Origin of the sequence: Vespertiliibacter pulmonis, from assembly GCF_013377275.1 — a bacterium.
In the GTDB taxonomy this organism is placed as follows: domain Bacteria; phylum Pseudomonadota; class Gammaproteobacteria; order Enterobacterales; family Pasteurellaceae; genus Vespertiliibacter; species Vespertiliibacter pulmonis.
The window spans coordinates 1,411,083-1,428,789 of the sequence record NZ_CP016615.1; the positions used below are offsets into that span (position 1 = coordinate 1,411,083).

The 17,707-nt window shown below is 35.5% G+C and carries 15 protein-coding genes; 4 read left to right on the forward strand and 11 right to left on the reverse strand.

The window, feature by feature from the left end; all coding sequences use genetic code 11:
• Positions 1–186 precede the first annotated feature (186 nt).
• On the forward strand, positions 187–1,656 hold the full coding sequence (locus tag A6B43_RS06895; protein WP_124210246.1) for a catalase: 1,470 nt from the start codon (positions 187–189) through the stop codon (positions 1,654–1,656).
• Between the two features lie 150 nt (positions 1,657–1,806).
• A complete protein-coding gene (locus A6B43_RS06900) occupies positions 1,807–2,892 on the forward strand; it encodes a metallophosphoesterase (RefSeq protein WP_124210997.1) in 1,086 nt (361 codons plus the stop codon).
• A 3-nt stretch (positions 2,893–2,895) separates the two neighbouring features.
• Here the strand turns inward: A6B43_RS06900 and A6B43_RS06905 are convergent, their stop codons facing one another.
• The 6 genes from A6B43_RS06905 to dksA all read right to left on the reverse strand — a co-directional run bounded on the left by A6B43_RS06905 (position 2,896) and on the right by dksA (position 9,057).
• A complete protein-coding gene (locus A6B43_RS06905; protein ID WP_124210247.1) occupies positions 2,896–3,741 on the reverse strand; it encodes an HNH endonuclease signature motif containing protein in 846 nt (281 codons plus the stop codon).
• Positions 3,742–4,431 (reverse strand): OmpA family protein, encoded by a 690-nt coding sequence (locus A6B43_RS06910; RefSeq protein ID WP_211329677.1) that lies wholly within the window; start codon positions 4,429–4,431, stop codon positions 3,742–3,744. It lies immediately after the preceding gene.
• A 2-nt stretch (positions 4,432–4,433) separates the two neighbouring features.
• Positions 4,434–6,284 carry a MotA/TolQ/ExbB proton channel family protein gene (locus A6B43_RS06915; protein WP_124210248.1) on the reverse strand — a complete coding sequence of 617 codons (1,851 nt, stop codon included), beginning with the start codon at positions 6,282–6,284 and terminating at the stop codon, positions 4,434–4,436.
• A 128-nt stretch (positions 6,285–6,412) separates the two neighbouring features.
• Positions 6,413–6,886, reverse strand: coding sequence for a 2-amino-4-hydroxy-6-hydroxymethyldihydropteridine diphosphokinase (folK, locus tag A6B43_RS06920; protein WP_124210249.1), 474 nt, complete (start codon positions 6,884–6,886; stop codon positions 6,413–6,415).
• Positions 6,886–8,442 carry a polynucleotide adenylyltransferase PcnB gene (gene pcnB, locus A6B43_RS06925; protein ID WP_124210250.1) on the reverse strand — a complete coding sequence of 519 codons (1,557 nt, stop codon included), beginning with the start codon at positions 8,440–8,442 and terminating at the stop codon, positions 6,886–6,888. The genes folK and pcnB overlap by 1 nt, the downstream gene beginning before the upstream one ends.
• 165 nt (positions 8,443–8,607) lie before the next feature.
• On the reverse strand, positions 8,608–9,057 hold the full coding sequence (dksA, locus tag A6B43_RS06930) for an RNA polymerase-binding protein DksA (RefSeq protein ID WP_124210251.1): 450 nt from the start codon (positions 9,055–9,057) through the stop codon (positions 8,608–8,610).
• 414 nt (positions 9,058–9,471) lie between these two features.
• On the opposite strand from dksA, the gene aspA reads away from it, so the two are divergent.
• Entirely contained in the window at positions 9,472–10,896 is a 1,425-nt protein-coding gene (gene aspA, locus A6B43_RS06935) for an aspartate ammonia-lyase (protein WP_124210252.1), read from the forward strand.
• Between the two features lie 145 nt (positions 10,897–11,041).
• Here aspA and rpmE read toward each other — a convergent pair whose 3' ends face one another.
• Positions 11,042–11,254 carry a 50S ribosomal protein L31 gene (gene rpmE, locus A6B43_RS06940; RefSeq protein ID WP_124210253.1) on the reverse strand — a complete coding sequence of 71 codons (213 nt, stop codon included), beginning with the start codon at positions 11,252–11,254 and terminating at the stop codon, positions 11,042–11,044.
• Between the two features lie 302 nt (positions 11,255–11,556).
• On the opposite strand from rpmE, the gene tkt reads away from it, so the two are divergent.
• On the forward strand, positions 11,557–13,554 hold the full coding sequence (tkt, locus tag A6B43_RS06945; protein WP_124210254.1) for a transketolase: 1,998 nt from the start codon (positions 11,557–11,559) through the stop codon (positions 13,552–13,554).
• 108 nt (positions 13,555–13,662) lie between these two features.
• Here the strand turns inward: tkt and rsmA are convergent, their stop codons facing one another.
• From rsmA to hldE, 4 genes are all read right to left on the reverse strand, one after another.
• On the reverse strand, positions 13,663–14,532 hold the full coding sequence (rsmA, locus tag A6B43_RS06950) for a 16S rRNA (adenine(1518)-N(6)/adenine(1519)-N(6))-dimethyltransferase RsmA (protein WP_124210255.1): 870 nt from the start codon (positions 14,530–14,532) through the stop codon (positions 13,663–13,665).
• A gap of 139 nt (positions 14,533–14,671) precedes the next feature.
• Entirely contained in the window at positions 14,672–15,613 is a 942-nt protein-coding gene (locus A6B43_RS06955; RefSeq protein ID WP_124210256.1) for a peptidylprolyl isomerase, read from the reverse strand.
• Positions 15,614–15,698: 85 nt separating this feature from the next.
• Positions 15,699–16,226 carry a bifunctional pyr operon transcriptional regulator/uracil phosphoribosyltransferase PyrR gene (gene pyrR / locus A6B43_RS06960; RefSeq protein WP_124210257.1) on the reverse strand — a complete coding sequence of 176 codons (528 nt, stop codon included), beginning with the start codon at positions 16,224–16,226 and terminating at the stop codon, positions 15,699–15,701.
• A gap of 1 nt (position 16,227) precedes the next feature.
• Positions 16,228–17,655, reverse strand: a complete 1,428-nt coding sequence (hldE, locus tag A6B43_RS06965; protein WP_124210258.1) for a bifunctional D-glycero-beta-D-manno-heptose-7-phosphate kinase/D-glycero-beta-D-manno-heptose 1-phosphate adenylyltransferase HldE — start codon at positions 17,653–17,655, stop codon at positions 16,228–16,230.
• Between the last annotated feature and the right edge of the window lie 52 nt (positions 17,656–17,707).

A 17,707-nucleotide genomic window follows, 5' to 3' on the forward strand; every position in this document is an offset into this window, starting at 1 on the left:
TCAAGGGGGGAACGTGGATTTGATGGTGGAAGTTATGACATTACTCTCATTTATTAATAATGACTATCAATAAATATTATTTAATAGTTAATTTTTATTGATTTAATAGTTTGAGCAGGTAAAGTAATCACTCTATAATCAATAATGAAATGATTACTTATTAACTCTATTGAGGAGAATTACTATATGTCACAAAAATGCCCATTTGATCACGGTTCAAAAACCTTGACAAACGCAGCAGGCGCACCTGTTGTTGATAATGACAATACAATGTCAGCAGGCCCTCGTGGTCCATTACTTTTACAGGATGTTTGGTTCCAAGAGAAATTAGCACACTTTGCTCGTGAGCGTATTCCTGAGCGTGTTGTTCACGCAAAAGGTTCGGCTGCGTATGGTACATTTAAGGTAACTGCTGATATTACTCAATACACTAAAGCTGCGGTATTTAAGCCAGGAGCAGAAACTGAAGTATTATTACGTTTCTCAACAGTAGCGGGTGAGCGTGGTGCAGCAGATGCAGAACGTGATGTTCGTGGTTTCTCTTTAAAATTCTATACAGAAGAAGGAAACTGGGATTTAGTTGGTAACAACACCCCAGTGTTCTTTATTCGTGATCCATTAAAATTCCCAGATTTTATTCATACACAAAAACGTAATCCACAAACTAACTTACGTGATGCAAATGCGGCATGGGATTTCTGGTCTCGCCACCCTGAGTCAATGCACCAAATTATGACATTATTCTCAGATCGTGGTATTCCAGCGAGCTTACGCCATATGAATGGCTATGGTAGCCATACTTATAGTTTTGTGAATGCAAATAACGAACGTTTCTGGGTAAAATTCCACTTTAAAACTCAGCAAGGTCATAAATATTTAACAAATGAAGAAGCTGCAAAAGTAGTTGGTGAGAATCGTGAATCAAACCAACAAGATTTATATGAGTCAATTGAAGGTGGTGATTTCCCTCGTTGGACAGTACAAGTTCAAATTATGCCAGAAGCTGATGCGCACAAGCATAATTATGCATTTGACTTAACAAAAGTATGGCCACATGCAGATTACCCTGTTATTGAAGTGGGTGTATTAGAGTTAAATCGTAACCCAATTAACTATTTTGCAGAAGTAGAACAAGCTGCGTTTGCACCAAGTAACATCGTCCCAGGGATTGGTTTTTCTCCAGATCGTATGTTACAAGGTCGTCTGTTCTCTTACCAAGATGCACAGCGTTACCGTTTAGGTGTAAACCATCATCAAATCCCAGTGAATGCACCAAAATGCCCATACCACACAACTCATCGTGATGGTGCAATGCGTGTTGATAATAACGGTGGTACACATCCTAACTACGCACCAAATCGTTTTGACACTTATATTCCAACACATGATCAAGTGCCATTACAAATTGAGCGTGAAGCAGCGCATTTTGACTTCCGTGAATATGACAATGACTATTACTCACAGCCTGCGGCACTTTATAATATCTTCAATGCTGAAGAAAAAGCTCGTGTAGCACGTAACTTTGCAGAAGGTTTAGCGGGTGTTACTGATCTTTCTATTGTTGAGCGTCAAATGGCTCATTTTGAGAAAGTAAGTGCAGAATTAGCAAGCGCAATTAGTCAAAACCTTGCAGAAATTAAAAACACTGCAAAATAGTTTAGACATATTTTCTCCTTAACACAGTGTTGTGTTTGCTATAAAAGGGAAGCCCTGCCATTGGCAGGGTTTTTCTTTTTCTAAAAATAGAAATATGCATCATTTGTTGTAATATATAAGTAAAATAATTCTTTCGAATCTTATATGATAATGGAAACTCGCCACTATGTTACTCTAGTTGTTTCGCTATTTGCCTTACAATTTTTATTATTTAGTTTTTCTCGTACCATTGGTTGGCTTTTTAATCTATCGGTGAAAAAACGTAAGCGATTAACTCTTTGGCTTTATCTTATCGCAAATAGTGCAATGATCTTGCACGTTAGCTTGATTGTACCAATGTTTCGTCCTGTGGCATTTGTGCTTACCTTACTGTTGTTTAGTTTTTTTATCAGCTTTATCACTTGGCTCATTTTTAATACTTGCAAGCGGTTTATTCCTATCAAAATTTTGCAAAATGGGCTACGAATTAGTTATCCCATTGCATTTTTTGGGCTGATTGGATTAGCTGTATATAATGCTTACACATCTAAAATTGTTCATTATTCAATTCAATTAGATAAGCCTCTAGCCCCGTTACGTCTTGGTGTAGCAAGTGATCTTCATTTAGGACAACTTTTTGGCGGGAGAGAGCTGGAGCAGCTCGCTTCTATTTTTAAGAAGGAGAATGTTGATCTTATTTTATTACCGGGTGATATTATGGATGATAATGTCGATGCTTATTTAGCAGAAAATATGCGTCCATATTTAGCCAAATTACAAGCCCCATTAGGTGTTTATGCAACCTTAGGTAATCACGATTTTTTAGGCGAAGAAAAAACAATCGCAGAGGAAATTCGCCGAGCGGGTATTCAAGTTTTATGGGATCAAGCGGTTACTTTAGAAGGAAAATTGACGATTATTGGGCGTAATGATGATCTTAATAAAACACGTCCAACGGCTGAAATTCTGTTAAAAAATGTAGATACTAAACTTCCCGTCTTATTAATGGATCATCGCCCAACAGATATTATGATACATAGCCAATTACCGATTGACATTCAAGTCTCAGGGCATACCCACAATGGACAGATTTTTCCTGCAAATTTGATTACATCGCTGATCTACCGATTAAGCTATGGTTATGAAAAAATTGGTGTAGGGCATTATTTTGTTACATCGGGCTACGGTTTTTGGGGCGTACCAATGCGATTAGGTTCACAATCAGAAGTAGTGATTATTGATATAAAAGGGAACTAATTATTAAAAATCAGTTTCAATTGATACACCTTGTTCTTTTCTAAGCCTTGAAAGTATTGTTAAGTCAGATAATTTTATAATTAAATGCTGATGATCTGGCTCTTTACTATGGCATTCAATACATACGGCTTTTAAGTTTCCTCTTTCATTATTTTGTTTATTACCATCTTTATGATGAGTATGTAATAAGTGTTTATATGCAGATAGATTTACGTTACAAGATTCACAGCAATAATTTTTAGAATAGCGGTAATTTTCAGAAATTTGTTTCCAATTAGAAGTATATCCAGGTTTATCTTGGTTTTTATATATAGGGAGTTCCCGAAAATAAGGACGAAAATATGCAAAGCATTCTTCTAAGTTAAATTCATTAAAGACTTTAGTCTTATTATTAGAATAGTTTTTATAATTTAGTTTAATTAGGCAATTTTTGCATACTTGAAGTTCTACTTCTTCTGTTATACCTGAATTATTATGGATTTCAAAATATCCACTATTATTTGTTGTTATATGATAACGTGCAAATCGCCCTTTATTCCTCATATTTTCAAGTGTTGAACAGTCTGTAAGGTGAAATTTATTCCTTTGTGTGATGTCTGTTATAGCTAATTCATATTTAAAGCTATGATCGGGAATAAAAAGTAGAACTTGTTTATCTTGGTAGCTAAATATTCCTTCAGTAATTTCTAATTCTTCGAGAGTTATTTCTTTACCTTTACTTGTCGTTATATCAGTATTAAATTCTGTAGTTAATTTCTCTCCTTTCCGTAAGTCAATTTCAACTATTGATGTAGCCCCCATTTTTCTTACATTCATAAATAATTGACTAAAATCGACAGTTAATTTCATCTATTTCAACTCCGAAATACGTTGTAATTGTTCTTCAGCATTAGTAATAATTCTGAATGTAACTCTTTTTGAAGCATCTCTATCTTCGTTCCCCTTACTGTCTTTAATTATTTTTGAAGATGATAAACCGACTGCTGAAATATTTGATTTAATCCACTCTTTATAAGGTGCTACTTCTTCTAGTTGATAAGTAAAGGCAAGTACTGATCTAGTTCTATCTTGAGATAACCGCATATTCTCAAAATAGGCTTGATCTGGTGTGCTTAAATGTGTCCATTCACTACTGGTATGTCCTTCGATTCTTACCTCACTAATCGAATCTTTATATTGATTAATTACTTTAAGGTAACGAGGAAAAAATTCTGAAAGTGTATGTTTAAATCTATCTTGTAAGGCGGATTCTCCTGTTTTAAATAATACTTCGGGGTCAGTAAAAATAAATGTAAGTGTCTCTTTATCTATTTTTGCTTTCCATTCAGCTAGGTTAGGTTTAAATTCAGCTTTTAAAGCTTGATAAATTTTTTCTTGATTATTTTGGTAAGAATCAGCCACTTTTTTGGTATTAAGTATTAGGCTAATTGCAATAAAGAGAAAAAGAATCATCAAGCCTGACATTAGATCTGAAATAGGAAGCCACTGAGAATCTTCGGAATCAGATTTTTTAATAAGTTTTGATAGATCTGTATTCATTATCATCCTCGATTTCTATAAGAGGTAATATTATGCATTTCATTTACAAGTTTTTTATAGTCATCAGTAAACTGTCTACTAATAGTTGCTAATGCTCTACCCATTTCATTCATTACTCTATTGACTTCACTTTGCATTGATTCATCAATTAATTTAAGTTGTTTAGTTACGCTTTCAGCTGTTATGTTTAAAGCATTTTTTCCTTCTTCTTCTAATCTACGCATTAATTTACTGTTTTCAGAAATATGTGTTCGCATCAATTCTTCGAAGGTTTTGTGTAATGTTATTTGAAGTTGTTCAAACTCACGTTGTATTTCTTTATTTTTATTTAATAGTGCATTTGATGAATTTTTAATTCCTTCAGAGACTTCATTCACATTTTTATAAAGTTCTTCACCACCTTTATTTAAGTTTTGATTGAGTTTTTCACCACTTTCAGCAATACCTTCAAGTGTTTTCTTAGTATTATTTTCAATATTAGCTAATGTTTTCTCAGCTTGGAAAATATGTTGTTGAAGTAATTTCTCAAATGTAGAATACACAGCATCTTGCATTGTAGTAAAGGTTTGTTGTATTTCTTGATTTTTATTCAATAATACATTTGATGAATTTTTAATTCCTTCAGAGACTTCATTCACATTTTTATAAAGTTCTTCACCACCTTTATTTAAGTTTTGATTGAGTTTTTCACCACTTTCAGCAATACCTTCAATCAGTTTTTTATTCCCTTCGGAAACGCCAGAAAGCATTAGTTCAATTTGTGATTGGATTTGAGGTACGGCATTAACAGCTTTATCTTTTAATTCAGCAAAAGCAGTTAAATGGTTATCTAGCTCCTGAATTTGATGCTGATTTGCTGTTATTATTTGGCTTAGATTATTCATTGTTTTTGGAATTTCTTGAGTTGATTGCTCAATATGGGTAATAGATTTTTCGGTATCTGATAATGTTTTTACACCAGAGTTATAGAGTTTAATCATTTCATTTAATTGGTTTTTATAATTTTCTTGCCATTCAATTAATGAGAGAACGGCTAAGTTGAGCTGTTTAAAATTATCTCCAAACTGTTCGATAAGATTATTATTAAAATCTGAAATAACTTGTTTTAATGCTTCAATAACTTGTTGTGTTGCTGATTTAGACATCATTTCGGCAAAATCGTTAAGTTTTTTCCAGAGATGGTCTTCAAAAACCATAAACTGCATTTGAGATTGATTTGTTATTTTTCTTATATCTTCAATATGGTTAAATCCATTTTCTAATATTTCTTTTGTTATTTTATTATTATCAGACAAATCGCTTCTTAATAATTTTAGTTGGCTTAATAAGCTACTATCAGTATTACTTCCAATAGCAACGGTTAATTGATCTACTGCTTTTGTTAGTGATTCAATATGGTCGCTCTGTTTCTTTGTATGTTCTGCTTGTTCGTAAAATTTTCCTACCAGTGATTGAACATCTAATTTCTGATTATTAGCTTGCTTAGAGAGTGGAAAACTATAAATAATTTTTAAGAGAATAGATAAAGCAACGCCAATTACACTACTTAGAAATGCCGTTTTCATACCGCCGAGAAGAGAGCTGATACTGGTATCAATATTGTTAATATCAAAATTTAATAAGCCAGCAACTATCCCTGTAAATGTTCCAAGAATCCCAACGGAAGTTAATAAAACGGGAGAGTATTCAATAAGATTAGAAAAGAATTTTTTTTGTGGTTTTATACTTTGGAATATAAAGAAAAGGAGGCTAATAATAAAAATAAATACAAGAACAAGGCCAAAATCATCTGTAAGTTTGTCTGCATTTGCTGTTTTTAATAATTCTTCAAGTTTAGGAACAATAGGGAACATAGTAAGATAAACCAATGTAACAATAGATTGACAAATTTTACTATATGATAATAAAAAAGCTATTAAAAATAGCAGTGGAGTTTAATAAATATTGACAGAGTATGAGGTGTATTCTCATACCCCATATATTAAGCGTACTTCATCATTTTATGATTAGCAAATTGGCGGTAGAGATCTGCTAATTTTTCGCCATTGGGGAGCTGAAGATTGGGGGAAAGATCGTATAGGGGGACAACTACAAATTCTCGATTTTGCATATCATAATGAGGAATTATTAAGCGTTCACTTTTGATTTGTTGGCTGCCATATAACAGAATATCTAAATCAAGGGTACGTTCTCCCCAATGGCGTAAGCGAACTCGCCCTTGTTTATTTTCAATCTGTTGGAGTCTGTCTAACAAAGCAAGAGCGGTGAGATCCGTGTCAAATTTTGCAACGGCATTGATATAATCAGGCTGATCTTGTGGGCCTAATGGTTTACTACCGTAAAAAGGGCTAATCTCAAGATTATACGCAAATTTTCGGAGCGAAGTTACCGCTTGTTTTAGCTGCTCTAGAGGCGATGCTAAATTTGAGCCAAGAGCAATATAAACGGTTTCCATTAGTTTTCTCCTGTCGGTATGTTTTCAGCTGTAGCTGATTTTTTCTTACGATAAAATCGTTTACGTGGTTTGCGCTTTTTCTTTGGTGCTTCATCTAGAAAATTAGGTGGATATTTTATGTGTTGTAACATTTCTTGGCGTTGTGCATCGTTACTAAACTGAAATTCATGCCACCAAGCACTTAATTCAACTAGATCACCGCCCTCAATTTCTGCACGCATTACTAATAGATCAAAACCTGCCCGAAATTTAATATGTTCAAGTGTTTGATGTGGGCGCTTGCCTGTACGCTTTGGAAATTGGAATTGTAATGCCCAAATATCTCGAATAACGGTTGTATGTCGGCGGTGTAAAGCCACTGCACGGTTAGCTTCGGCTAAAATCTCATTTGTTGCTAATGCCATTGCATCAAACGTATTTAAGCCTCCTTCATTTTTTAGTTCATCAATTTTTTCTCGTAGGGGATACCATAATAATGCTGAAAAAAGAAAGGCAGGATTAACCCGTAAATCATCACGGATACGATCATCTGTCGATTGTAAGGATTTTATGAGCATTCTTTCTGCATTAGAATCGTTATGTTCGGTAAAAAATGGACGTAATGTTGGGAAAAGCTGCTCAAACAGCCCATATTGGCGTAATAATTCATAGGTTTTTAGCCCTTTGCCAGATTGAAGTAATTTTAGTGATTCTTCAAATAAGCGAGCGGGGGGAATGTTGCCAAGTAACGGTGCCATTTGAGCAATAGGTGTGTCGCTGGCTTTATCAAGGAACATATCGAGTTTTGCCATAAAACGTATAGCTCGTAGCATTCTGACAGGATCTTCTTGATAGCGAACAACAGGATCACCGATAAGGCGTAAACGCCCAGCTTTGAGATCAGTGACACCTTCAAAGAAATCAAAAATTAGATTATGGGTTGGATCATAATAAAGGGCATTTACACTGAAATCTCGGCGTTCGGCATCTTCTCTTAATGTGCCGTATACGTTATCTCGTAGGATCATTCCTTCCGTACTAGTTTTGGAGATTTTTTCGTTGTTATTATTTTGATGTTCGGCACGGAATGTAGCAACCTCATAAATTTCTCGGCCGTAAACGATATGAGCGAGTCGGAATCTGCGGCCAATAATACGACATTGGCGACCAAAAATTTTCTGAATTTCTTCTGGGCGAGCATTCGTTGCAATATCAATATCTTTAGAGGGGGATTGCAACAATAAATCTCGAATGCAGCCCCCAACTAAATAGGCTTCATAACCTGCTTTATTTAGTTTATTTACAATAGCAATAGCGTTATTCGGAAAATTTTTGGGGCTAATATTGTAATGGTTAGCATTGAATGTAAATTTTTTATGCAAAATATGAGAGGGTAAGTTATTTCCCATTGTTTTTTTAGGGGAAGGTTTTGCTAATTTTTTTTGAGAGTGAGGGGTACGCTCAACATTCTCAGGGGAAGACCGTTCTGTTTTGATCGCACTGAAATTTCTGTTTTTTACATTTTTTGATGTTGCTTCAAGCGGTTGTTTTGTTTGTTTTTTTTGCTTGGAAAACAAAGATTTTATGTAATTTAAAATAGTTCACCTCAATTTAACTATTCATTGCAATTAAAAATAATTTAGTAATTATACTGTGAATAATAGCTTATTGCTATTTTGTTAGGTGGTTTAATAAAATAGGATAGCAAATGCTATCCTTTGTGTCATATTAAATAGATATAATTATCCACCCATCTGTTTTTCACGAATTTCGGCTAGGGTTTTACAGTCGATACATAAATCTGCAGTTGGTCTGGCTTCTAGCCGTTTTAGTCCAATTTCAATGCCACAGGCATCACAGTATCCATAGTCGCCAGAATCTAATTTAGTTAGAGTTTGCTCAATTTTTTTGAGTAATTTGCGTTCACGATCACGATTACGAAGTTCTAAACTAAATTCTTCTTCTTGGGTTGCTCTGTCGGCAGGATCGGCAAAATTGGTTACATCATCTTGCATTTGGTTTTTAGTCCGTTCTGCTTCTTCCATTATTTGAGCGTGCCACGCTTTGAGAATTTTACGAAAATGCTCAATTTGCGCATCGTCCATATATTCTTCATTTTTGCCCAGCTGGTAAGGGGTTACGCCGGCTAAGGCTAATAAACTGAGCGAAGTGGTTTTTGCCACTTGAGTCATAGATCACTCCTGTTAATGTATGGTTTTCCCTAAGCACAACTTTTAGGGGCTAGTCGAAAGGGCGTATAAATATCAAAACTTCTTTGTTTTGGCAAATAGATTTTATGAAATTAATGAAAATCTGCGTGTTGTAACAAAAATTTTTCGAAATTTGATGCAAACTTTTGGTTTAATGAGTGAGAATTTAATTTAACTCATTGATTTATGATAATTACAAGCGGTAAGTTGCATAAGGTTATTTGTCAATTAACCATTTATGTTTATGAAGGTGAAATTTTATATCATAAAAAAAACTAATCTTAAATCTTAATTTATATCGCTTATCAGATTTCTGAAATTTGATCTGCTTCACGTTTTTTTCTACTCAAAATCGCTATCATTCACACAACATTTTGATAACAAAAGGATACTAAAATGAGTGATACACGTATTGAAATTGATTTACTGGGTGAACGTGATGTACCAAATGAGGCTTATTGGGGGATTCATACATTACGAGCAGTAGAAAATTTTAATATTTCAAATGCTGTGATTTCTGATGTCCCTGAGTTTGTTCGGGGAATGGTAATGGTGAAAAAAGCTACAGCATTAGCAAATGGTGAGTTAGGTGCTATTCCGAAGAAGATTGCGAAAATTATTGTACAAGCTTGTGATGAAATTTTGAAAAATGGACGTTGTATGGATCAGTTCCCATCAGATATTTATCAAGGTGGAGCGGGTACATCTGTAAACATGAATACTAATGAAGTAGTTGCAAATCTTGCTTTAGAATTATTAGGGCATAAAAAAGGAGAGTATCAATATGTGAATCCGATGGATCACGTTAATGCAAGCCAATCTACCAATGATGCTTATCCAACGGGTTTTCGTATTGCTGTCTATAACAGCATTATGCATCTAATCAGCAAAATTCTCTATTTACAGCAAAGTTTTGAGAATAAGGCAAATGAATTTTCTCAAGTATTAAAAATGGGAAGAACGCAGTTACAAGATGCGGTACCAATGACAGTTGGGCAAGAGTTTAAAGCGTTTTCCGTTCTACTTGATGAAGAGGTTAAAAATTTAAAACGAACTGCTGAATTATTATTAGAAGTTAATCTTGGTGCAACAGCCATAGGAACAGGGCTGAATACACCTGAAGGTTATGCGGAGTTAGTCGTAAAATATTTATCAGAAGTAACCGCTCTTCCTTGTGTGTTGTCTGAAAATTTGATCGAGGCAACGTCTGATTGTGGTGCGTATGTGATGGTTCACGGTGCATTAAAGCGTACAGCGGTAAAATTATCTAAAGTATGTAATGATTTACGTTTACTCTCATCAGGCCCTCGTGCGGGTTTAAATGAGATTAACTTACCAGAATTACAGGCTGGCTCATCTATTATGCCAGCAAAAGTAAATCCAGTAATTCCAGAAGTCGTTAATCAGGTATGCTTTAAAGTGATCGGTAATGATACAACGATTACGTTTGCTGCCGAAGCAGGACAATTACAGTTAAATGTTATGGAGCCTGTTATTGCACAAGCGATGTTTGAATCGATTGAATTACTCACTAATGCGTGTGTTAATTTAAGAGATAAATGTATTGACGGTATTACTGTGAATAAAGAAATTTGTGAAAACTATGTCTTTAATTCAATTGGAATTGTTACTTATCTGAATCCATTTATTGGACATCACGAAGGTGATATTGTGGGTAAAATCTGTGCAACAACAGGGCGTAGTGTACGTGATGTTGTATTAGAGCGTGGTTTATTAACTGCAGAACAGCTTGATGATATTCTCTCTGTTGATAATTTAATGAACCCGAAATATAAGGCAAAGCGGTTTGAAGATGAGTAATATTTGCTATAGAAGGTAGTAAATAATTATCGATTATAAGAAAATCGCACTAAATGAATAAGTGCGATTTTTTTATTAAAAAACGAAAATACTGGAATAAAAAAGCCTCACATTTTGCGAGGCTTTCACTAGTTTAAACTGATTATTATTTTGCACCTGGAATGCTAAAACGTTTATTGAAACGCTCAACACGACCGCCAGTATCAACAACACGTTGTTTACCTGTATAGAATGGGTGGCAGTTGCCACATACATCAAGGTTTAAATTTTTATCAACGGTTGAACGTGTTTTGATCACATTACCGCAAGAACAAGTTGCCGTAATTTCTACGTAATTAGGGTGAATACCTTTTTTCATAATAGAAAACCTCTAAAGAAGCCATATCGCCATCAGAGCATACTACTTGGCTGTCTGATACCATATGTATTAAAAATAGTTGAGAATATCTCAACACGAAATCGCATTATAGTTATAATAAAAATGAAATTCAAGAGGCGCTATAAGCATATTTTATGTGTATAGTGAAAGCTAATTCTCTTTGTGATGTAAGATTAGAATAAAATTATGATTTAGGGCATCGTTTTTATCTTCTTTTTTGTTCAAATAGTGTAGAATTCATAACAATTATTGTTTCATAATTTATATTTTAGGAGTCAAAAATGACAGAACGCAGACAACTTGCAAATGCTATCCGTTTTTTAAGTATCGATGCTGTACAAAAAGCAAATTCAGGACATCCTGGTGCTCCAATGGGAATGGCAGATATTGCTGAAGTATTATGGCGTGATTTTCTTTCCCATAATCCAATAAATCCTGCTTGGGCAAATCGAGATCGCTTTGTGTTATCAAACGGACACGGCTCAATGTTAATTTATAGCTTGTTACATTTAACAGGGTATGAGCTTTCTATTGATGATTTAAAACAGTTTCGTCAGTTACATTCTAAAACCCCAGGCCACCCAGAATATGGCTATGCACCGGGTGTAGAAACAACCACAGGACCTTTAGGTCAAGGTATTACTAATGCCGTTGGTATGGCTATTGCAGAAAAAACCTTAGCAGCACAATTTAACCGTGAAGGACATACTATTGTTGATCATTATACCTATGCTTTTCTAGGTGATGGCTGTTTAATGGAAGGAATTTCTCACGAAGCCTGTTCATTAGCAGGTACGCTTGGCTTAGGGAAATTGATTGCTTTTTATGATGATAATAATATTTCAATTGATGGGCACGTTGATGGCTGGTTCTCAGATGATACTGCAATGCGTTTTGAATCTTATGGCTGGCAAGTTATCCGTAATGTTGATGGACACGATAGTGAGCAAGTTAAATTTGCGATTGAGAATGCTCGTGCTGAAAAAGATCGTCCGACGCTCATTATTTGTAAAACAACAATCGGTTTTGGTTCACCAAATAAAGCAAATTCTCATGATAGTCACGGTGCACCATTAGGGAATGAAGAAATTGCATTAACCCGTGCGAATTTAAACTGGGATTATGCACCATTTGAAATTCCAGCAGATATTTATGCAAAATGGGACGCAAAAGCAAAAGGTGAAATAGCAGAGAAAGAATGGAATGCAAAATTTGCTGCGTATCAGACCGCTTATCCAGAGCTAGCCGCAGAGTTTACTCGCCGTGTTGAAGGTAATTTACCGCAAAATTGGGCAGAGGAATCTCAAGTCTTTATTGAAAAACTACAAGCAAATCCAGCGAATATTGCAAGCCGTAAAGCTTCACAAAATGCGATTGAAGCCTATGCTCATTTATTACCAGAATTATTGGGTGGATCAGCAGATTTAGCGAGTTCAAACTTAACTTTATGGTCAGGCTCAAAACCAATTCGTGCGGAATATAATATTGATGGCAATTACTTAAACTACGGTGTTCGTGAATTTGGTATGTCTGCAATTATGAATGGTATTGCCCTACATGGTGGTTTCATTCCTTATGGTGCAACTTTCTTAATGTTTATGGAATATGCCCATAATGCAGTGCGTATGGCAGCCTTAATGAAACAGCGTGTACTTTTTGTTTATACTCACGATTCAATTGGATTAGGGGAAGATGGCCCAACACACCAACCAGTAGAACAAACAGCAGCATTACGTTTAATTCCAAACTTAGATACTTGGCGTCCTTGTGATCAGGTGGAGTCTGCAGTTGCTTGGAAATCAGCGATTGAAAAACAAACTGGACCAAGTGCGTTAATCTTTACTCGCCAAAATTTAGCTCAAATGGAGCGTAGTCCAGAGCAAGTCGCAAATATTGCTCGTGGTGGTTATATTTTAAAAGAGTGTAATGGTACGCCTGACCTCATTCTTATTGCAACGGGTTCAGAAGTTGAATTAGCCGTTAAAGCAGCAGAAGTATTAGCGGTAGAAGGACATAATGTGCGTGTAGTTTCAATGCCAAGTACAAATGTATTTGATGCTCAAGATAAGGCTTATCGTGAATCTGTCTTACCAAGCAATGTAACAAAACGTGTTGCGATTGAAGCAGGAATTGCAGATTTCTGGTATAAATATGTTGGATTTAATGGTCGCATTGTTGGAATGAATAGTTTTGGTGAATCAGCACCAGCAGGCGAGCTTTTCAAACTATTTGGTTTTACTGTTGAGAATGTTGTTGAGAAAGCAAAAGAAATTTTATAATTTTATCTCAGTATAATAAAAAGGCGGGAATTTTCCTGCCTTTTCTATTTCTACTACTATTCACAAGCGGTGATTTTAGTTTAATTTTTACTAATGGGTAATTTATTCCTATTCTCCATCAAGTAAGAGTTCATTATGGTCGATTTGAGCTGTTTCTGGCGGGTTATCGTATAAATAATTAGCAAGCCGAGCGTAATCAGCAAGAGAAAGGTTTTCTGCTCGTGCATTTGCATCAATACCTAATATAGTAAGTTGTTCTGATGTAAATAGCGTAGAAAGCGCATTACGCAGTGTTTTACGGCGTTGATTAAATGCGTGAGTAGTTACTCGATTAAGCCAATAAATATCCTTTACTGGGTGCGGTAAAGTTTGGTAAGGCATTAAACGAACGACTGCAGACTCTACTTTTGGTGCAGGCTTAAATGCAGTGGGTGGCACATCTAATACAGGTATTACCTGACAATAATATTGTGCCATAATCGTTAAACGTCCGTATGTTTTACTATTTGGCGCTGCACAGAGCCGTTTTACCACTTCTTTTTGTAACATAAAGTGCATATCTTGAATGACATCGTGAAACTTAAATAAATGGAACATTAACGGGGTTGAGATATTATAGGGTAGGTTTCCAAATACCCGTACTTTTTGACCATTTAGTTCAAGGCTAGAGAAATATTCACGGAAATTAAATTGTAAAGCATCTTGCTCAATAATAGTTAATTTCTGATTTAGAAAAGGGTGATGACGTAAACGTTCTGCTAAATCTCGGTCTAGTTCTACCACCGTTAACTTATCAACTTTATCGGCAACAGGCTCGGTTAATGCGCCTAAGCCTGGTCCTATTTCAAGTAAGAATTGATCTTTTTGTGGATTGATTGCCGAAACAATATTGTGAATAACATTCTGATCGTGTAAAAAGTTTTGCCCAAAACGTTTACGAGCGGTATGTCCGAGGTGTTTTTTTGAAGTTAAACTCATTGATTATCCTATAAGCGGTTTGTTTCCAGCTATTTTTTGCATTACTGCTTTTTAATTAGGAAACAAAGGAAAATTATTAGATTTTTTATTATACAAAAGAACCCCGCAAGTGCGAGGTTCCATTTTATGGTCTTATTTATTAAGGGGTATATTTAATTGTAGCACGTTCTTTTAAGGCTTTTACCCAATCTTTTGATGCATCTTGTGCTTGTTTATTTATAAGTTGTTGGTAGGCTTGCTGTAAATAAGCATCTTCAGTACGATCGCCTTGACGGGTATCAGTTACTTTTAAAATATGCCAGCCAAATTGTGATTTAAATGGGGCAGAAATTACACCTGTTTTACTTTTATTTGCAACTTTTGCAAAAGTAGGATCATAAATTTCTAAGAAGTTCCAACCTAAATCACCACCTTCAGCACCTGAAGCATAGTCTATAGAGTTAGTACTAGCAGCGGCTTCAAAGGTTGTTTTACCTGCTTTAATATCATTACTTAAAGCCATTAATTTCGCTTTTGCTTGTGCATCATTTAGAATTGGGGTAGTTTTAAGCAAAATATGGCTGATACGGTATTCAGTTCCTGTTGTCGATTTTAATTTACCTGCTGCTTTATCTTTTTCCATTAATTTTTTAGCAAGTGATTCTACCTGTTGGTGATCAACTTGAATAGTTTGTCCAATTGTATGTTGGCGAACTTGTTCCATCATCATTTGGTGAGCAAGCTGCTGACGATATTGGTTTAGGGTAATTCCTTGATAATCAAGAGCATCTAAAAATTGCCCATAGGTTAAATGATTTTGTGCAGCGATAGTTTCAATCATTCTATCTACCTGAGCATAATTGATTTTTAAACCTGATTCTTGAATTGCTCGTTGTACTAAAAAATCATTAATTAAATCATTGAGTGCAGAGGTGCGGTTTGCTTCTGTATTAGCACGTTTGCCTAGTACTTTCATTAATTGGCTTTGCATAATGGGATAGCCATCAACTGTTGCAATTACACGTTCTTCAGCTTGTACAGTACTTATAGCAAAGAGTGCACAAAAAGTGAGAAAGAGCGATTTTACAGAGGTTAATTTCATATTTATTTCCTATTTAAATAATGAATCTTTAATTTTCAGATTAGAATACTTTTTTATAAAAAGGTTCATTCTTTGACTAATAATATCATGTTAAGAGAGCGACTTGGTTAATTCCATCATAATGTTGTGTTCTTACTTGAATTTTCTCACTTTTTGAGGTGGGAATATTTTTTCCAACATAGTCGGCTCGAATTGGAAGTTCTCGATGGCCACGATCAATAAAAATAACTAATTCAATTTTATTTGCTCTGCCAAATTCAAGAAGTGCATCAAGCGCTGCCCGAATAGTTCTTCCAGTGAATAGCACATCATCAATTAAGATCACTTTTTTACCTTGCAATGATATTGAATTCTCACTGCCAGTGTAAATAGGATCAGTATTATGATGCGCTAGATCATCACGATAAAATGTAATATCTAATGCCATTAACGGCAATTCAATTTTAGCAAGTTCAGCAATACGATATTGCAACATCTGTGCAATTTCAACTCCACGCCGTTTAATCCCAACAAGCACAATATCAGCTAGGTTATGATGTTTTTCTATAATTTGATGAGAAATACGAGAAATTGTCCGTTGAAATTGTTCAGTATCAATGATAATTTTTTCCACATTAAAGCCCTTGGATTTTTTTGATCACATTACTGGTTGAACAGCCATTTTCGAAATTAAGGACTCGCACTTCCCCGCCATTTGCCCACACTTCTTTACTACCTGCAATTTCTTCAGGCTGGTAATCTCCACCTTTAACGAGTAAATCCGGTAAGAGTTCCGCAATTAAGCGTTGTGGTGTATCTTCACAAAATGGTACAACCCAATCCACAGAGGCTAACCCTGCTAGTACAGCCATTCTTGCTTGAAGATCATTGATTGGGCGAGACTCACCTTTTAAACGTTTTACTGAGGCATCTGTATTCACCGCAACAATTAGACGATCGCCTAGTTTCCGAGCATTTTCTAAATAGGAAACGTGTCCTGGGTGGAGAATGTCAAAACAGCCGTTAGTCATCACAATTTTTTCGCCACGACGTTTTGCTTGGGTGATAATCGCTTTCATTGTTTGCTCATCAGTTACGCCGAATCCAGTTTCCGTACGTTGATGAATGGCTTGATCTAGTTCAACAGGTGTTATAGTTGATGTGCCTAATTTACCAACTACAACTCCTGCCGCCGCATTGGCTAAATAGCAAGCTTCTTCTAAGGAACGACCATCAGCAATGGCTGTTGCTAGCACGCTAATTACTGTATCGCCAGCACCTGTAACATCATAGACTTCTTTTGCTTGGGTTGGAAGGTGGAAAGCAGGCTGATTTGGGCGAATTAAGGTCATTCCTTTCTCTGAACGAGTAACAAGTAGAGCTGAAAAATCGTAGTCAGCAATCATTTTTAGCCCTTTTGCTACAATATCATCATTGTTATTGCAAATACCTGCAACAGCCTCAAATTCCGACATATTAGGGGTGAGCAGGGTTGCACCACGATAGCGTTCAAAATCAGTGCCTTTTGGATCAATTAGAACAGGTACTTGAGCTTTTCGGGCGATTTTGATCATTTCTTGGGCGGAATCTAATGTGCCTTTACCGTAATCAGATAGAATTAATGCGCCGTAAGCGGTAATTTCATCAGTTAATTTTGCAAGTAATGGTTGGCTATCAATATTGTGAAAGCCTTCTTCAAAATCTAAACGAAGCAGTTGTTGGTGACGAGATAAAATTCGTAATTTCGTAATAGTAGGGTGAGAATTGACCGCTACACACTGGTTTTGAATTTTATGTGTTTGTAATAGTTTATCTAACGCATTGCCAGCATCATCTTGCCCAATTAAACCGTGCAAGGTCACAGCTACATTTAAACTAGCAATATTCATTGCGACATTAGCTGCACCACCAGCACGTTCTTCATTTTCTTGAACTTTCACTACGGGAACAGGTGCTTCTGGGGAAATTCGGTTGGTTGCGCCAAACCAGTAGCGATCTAACATTACATCGCCAAGCACTAATACTTTAGCATTGTTAAATTGGGAAGAGTATTGCATCATCATTACTATATTCTCTTAAAAGTAAATAGAACGCTCACAATTTAATTTTAAAATA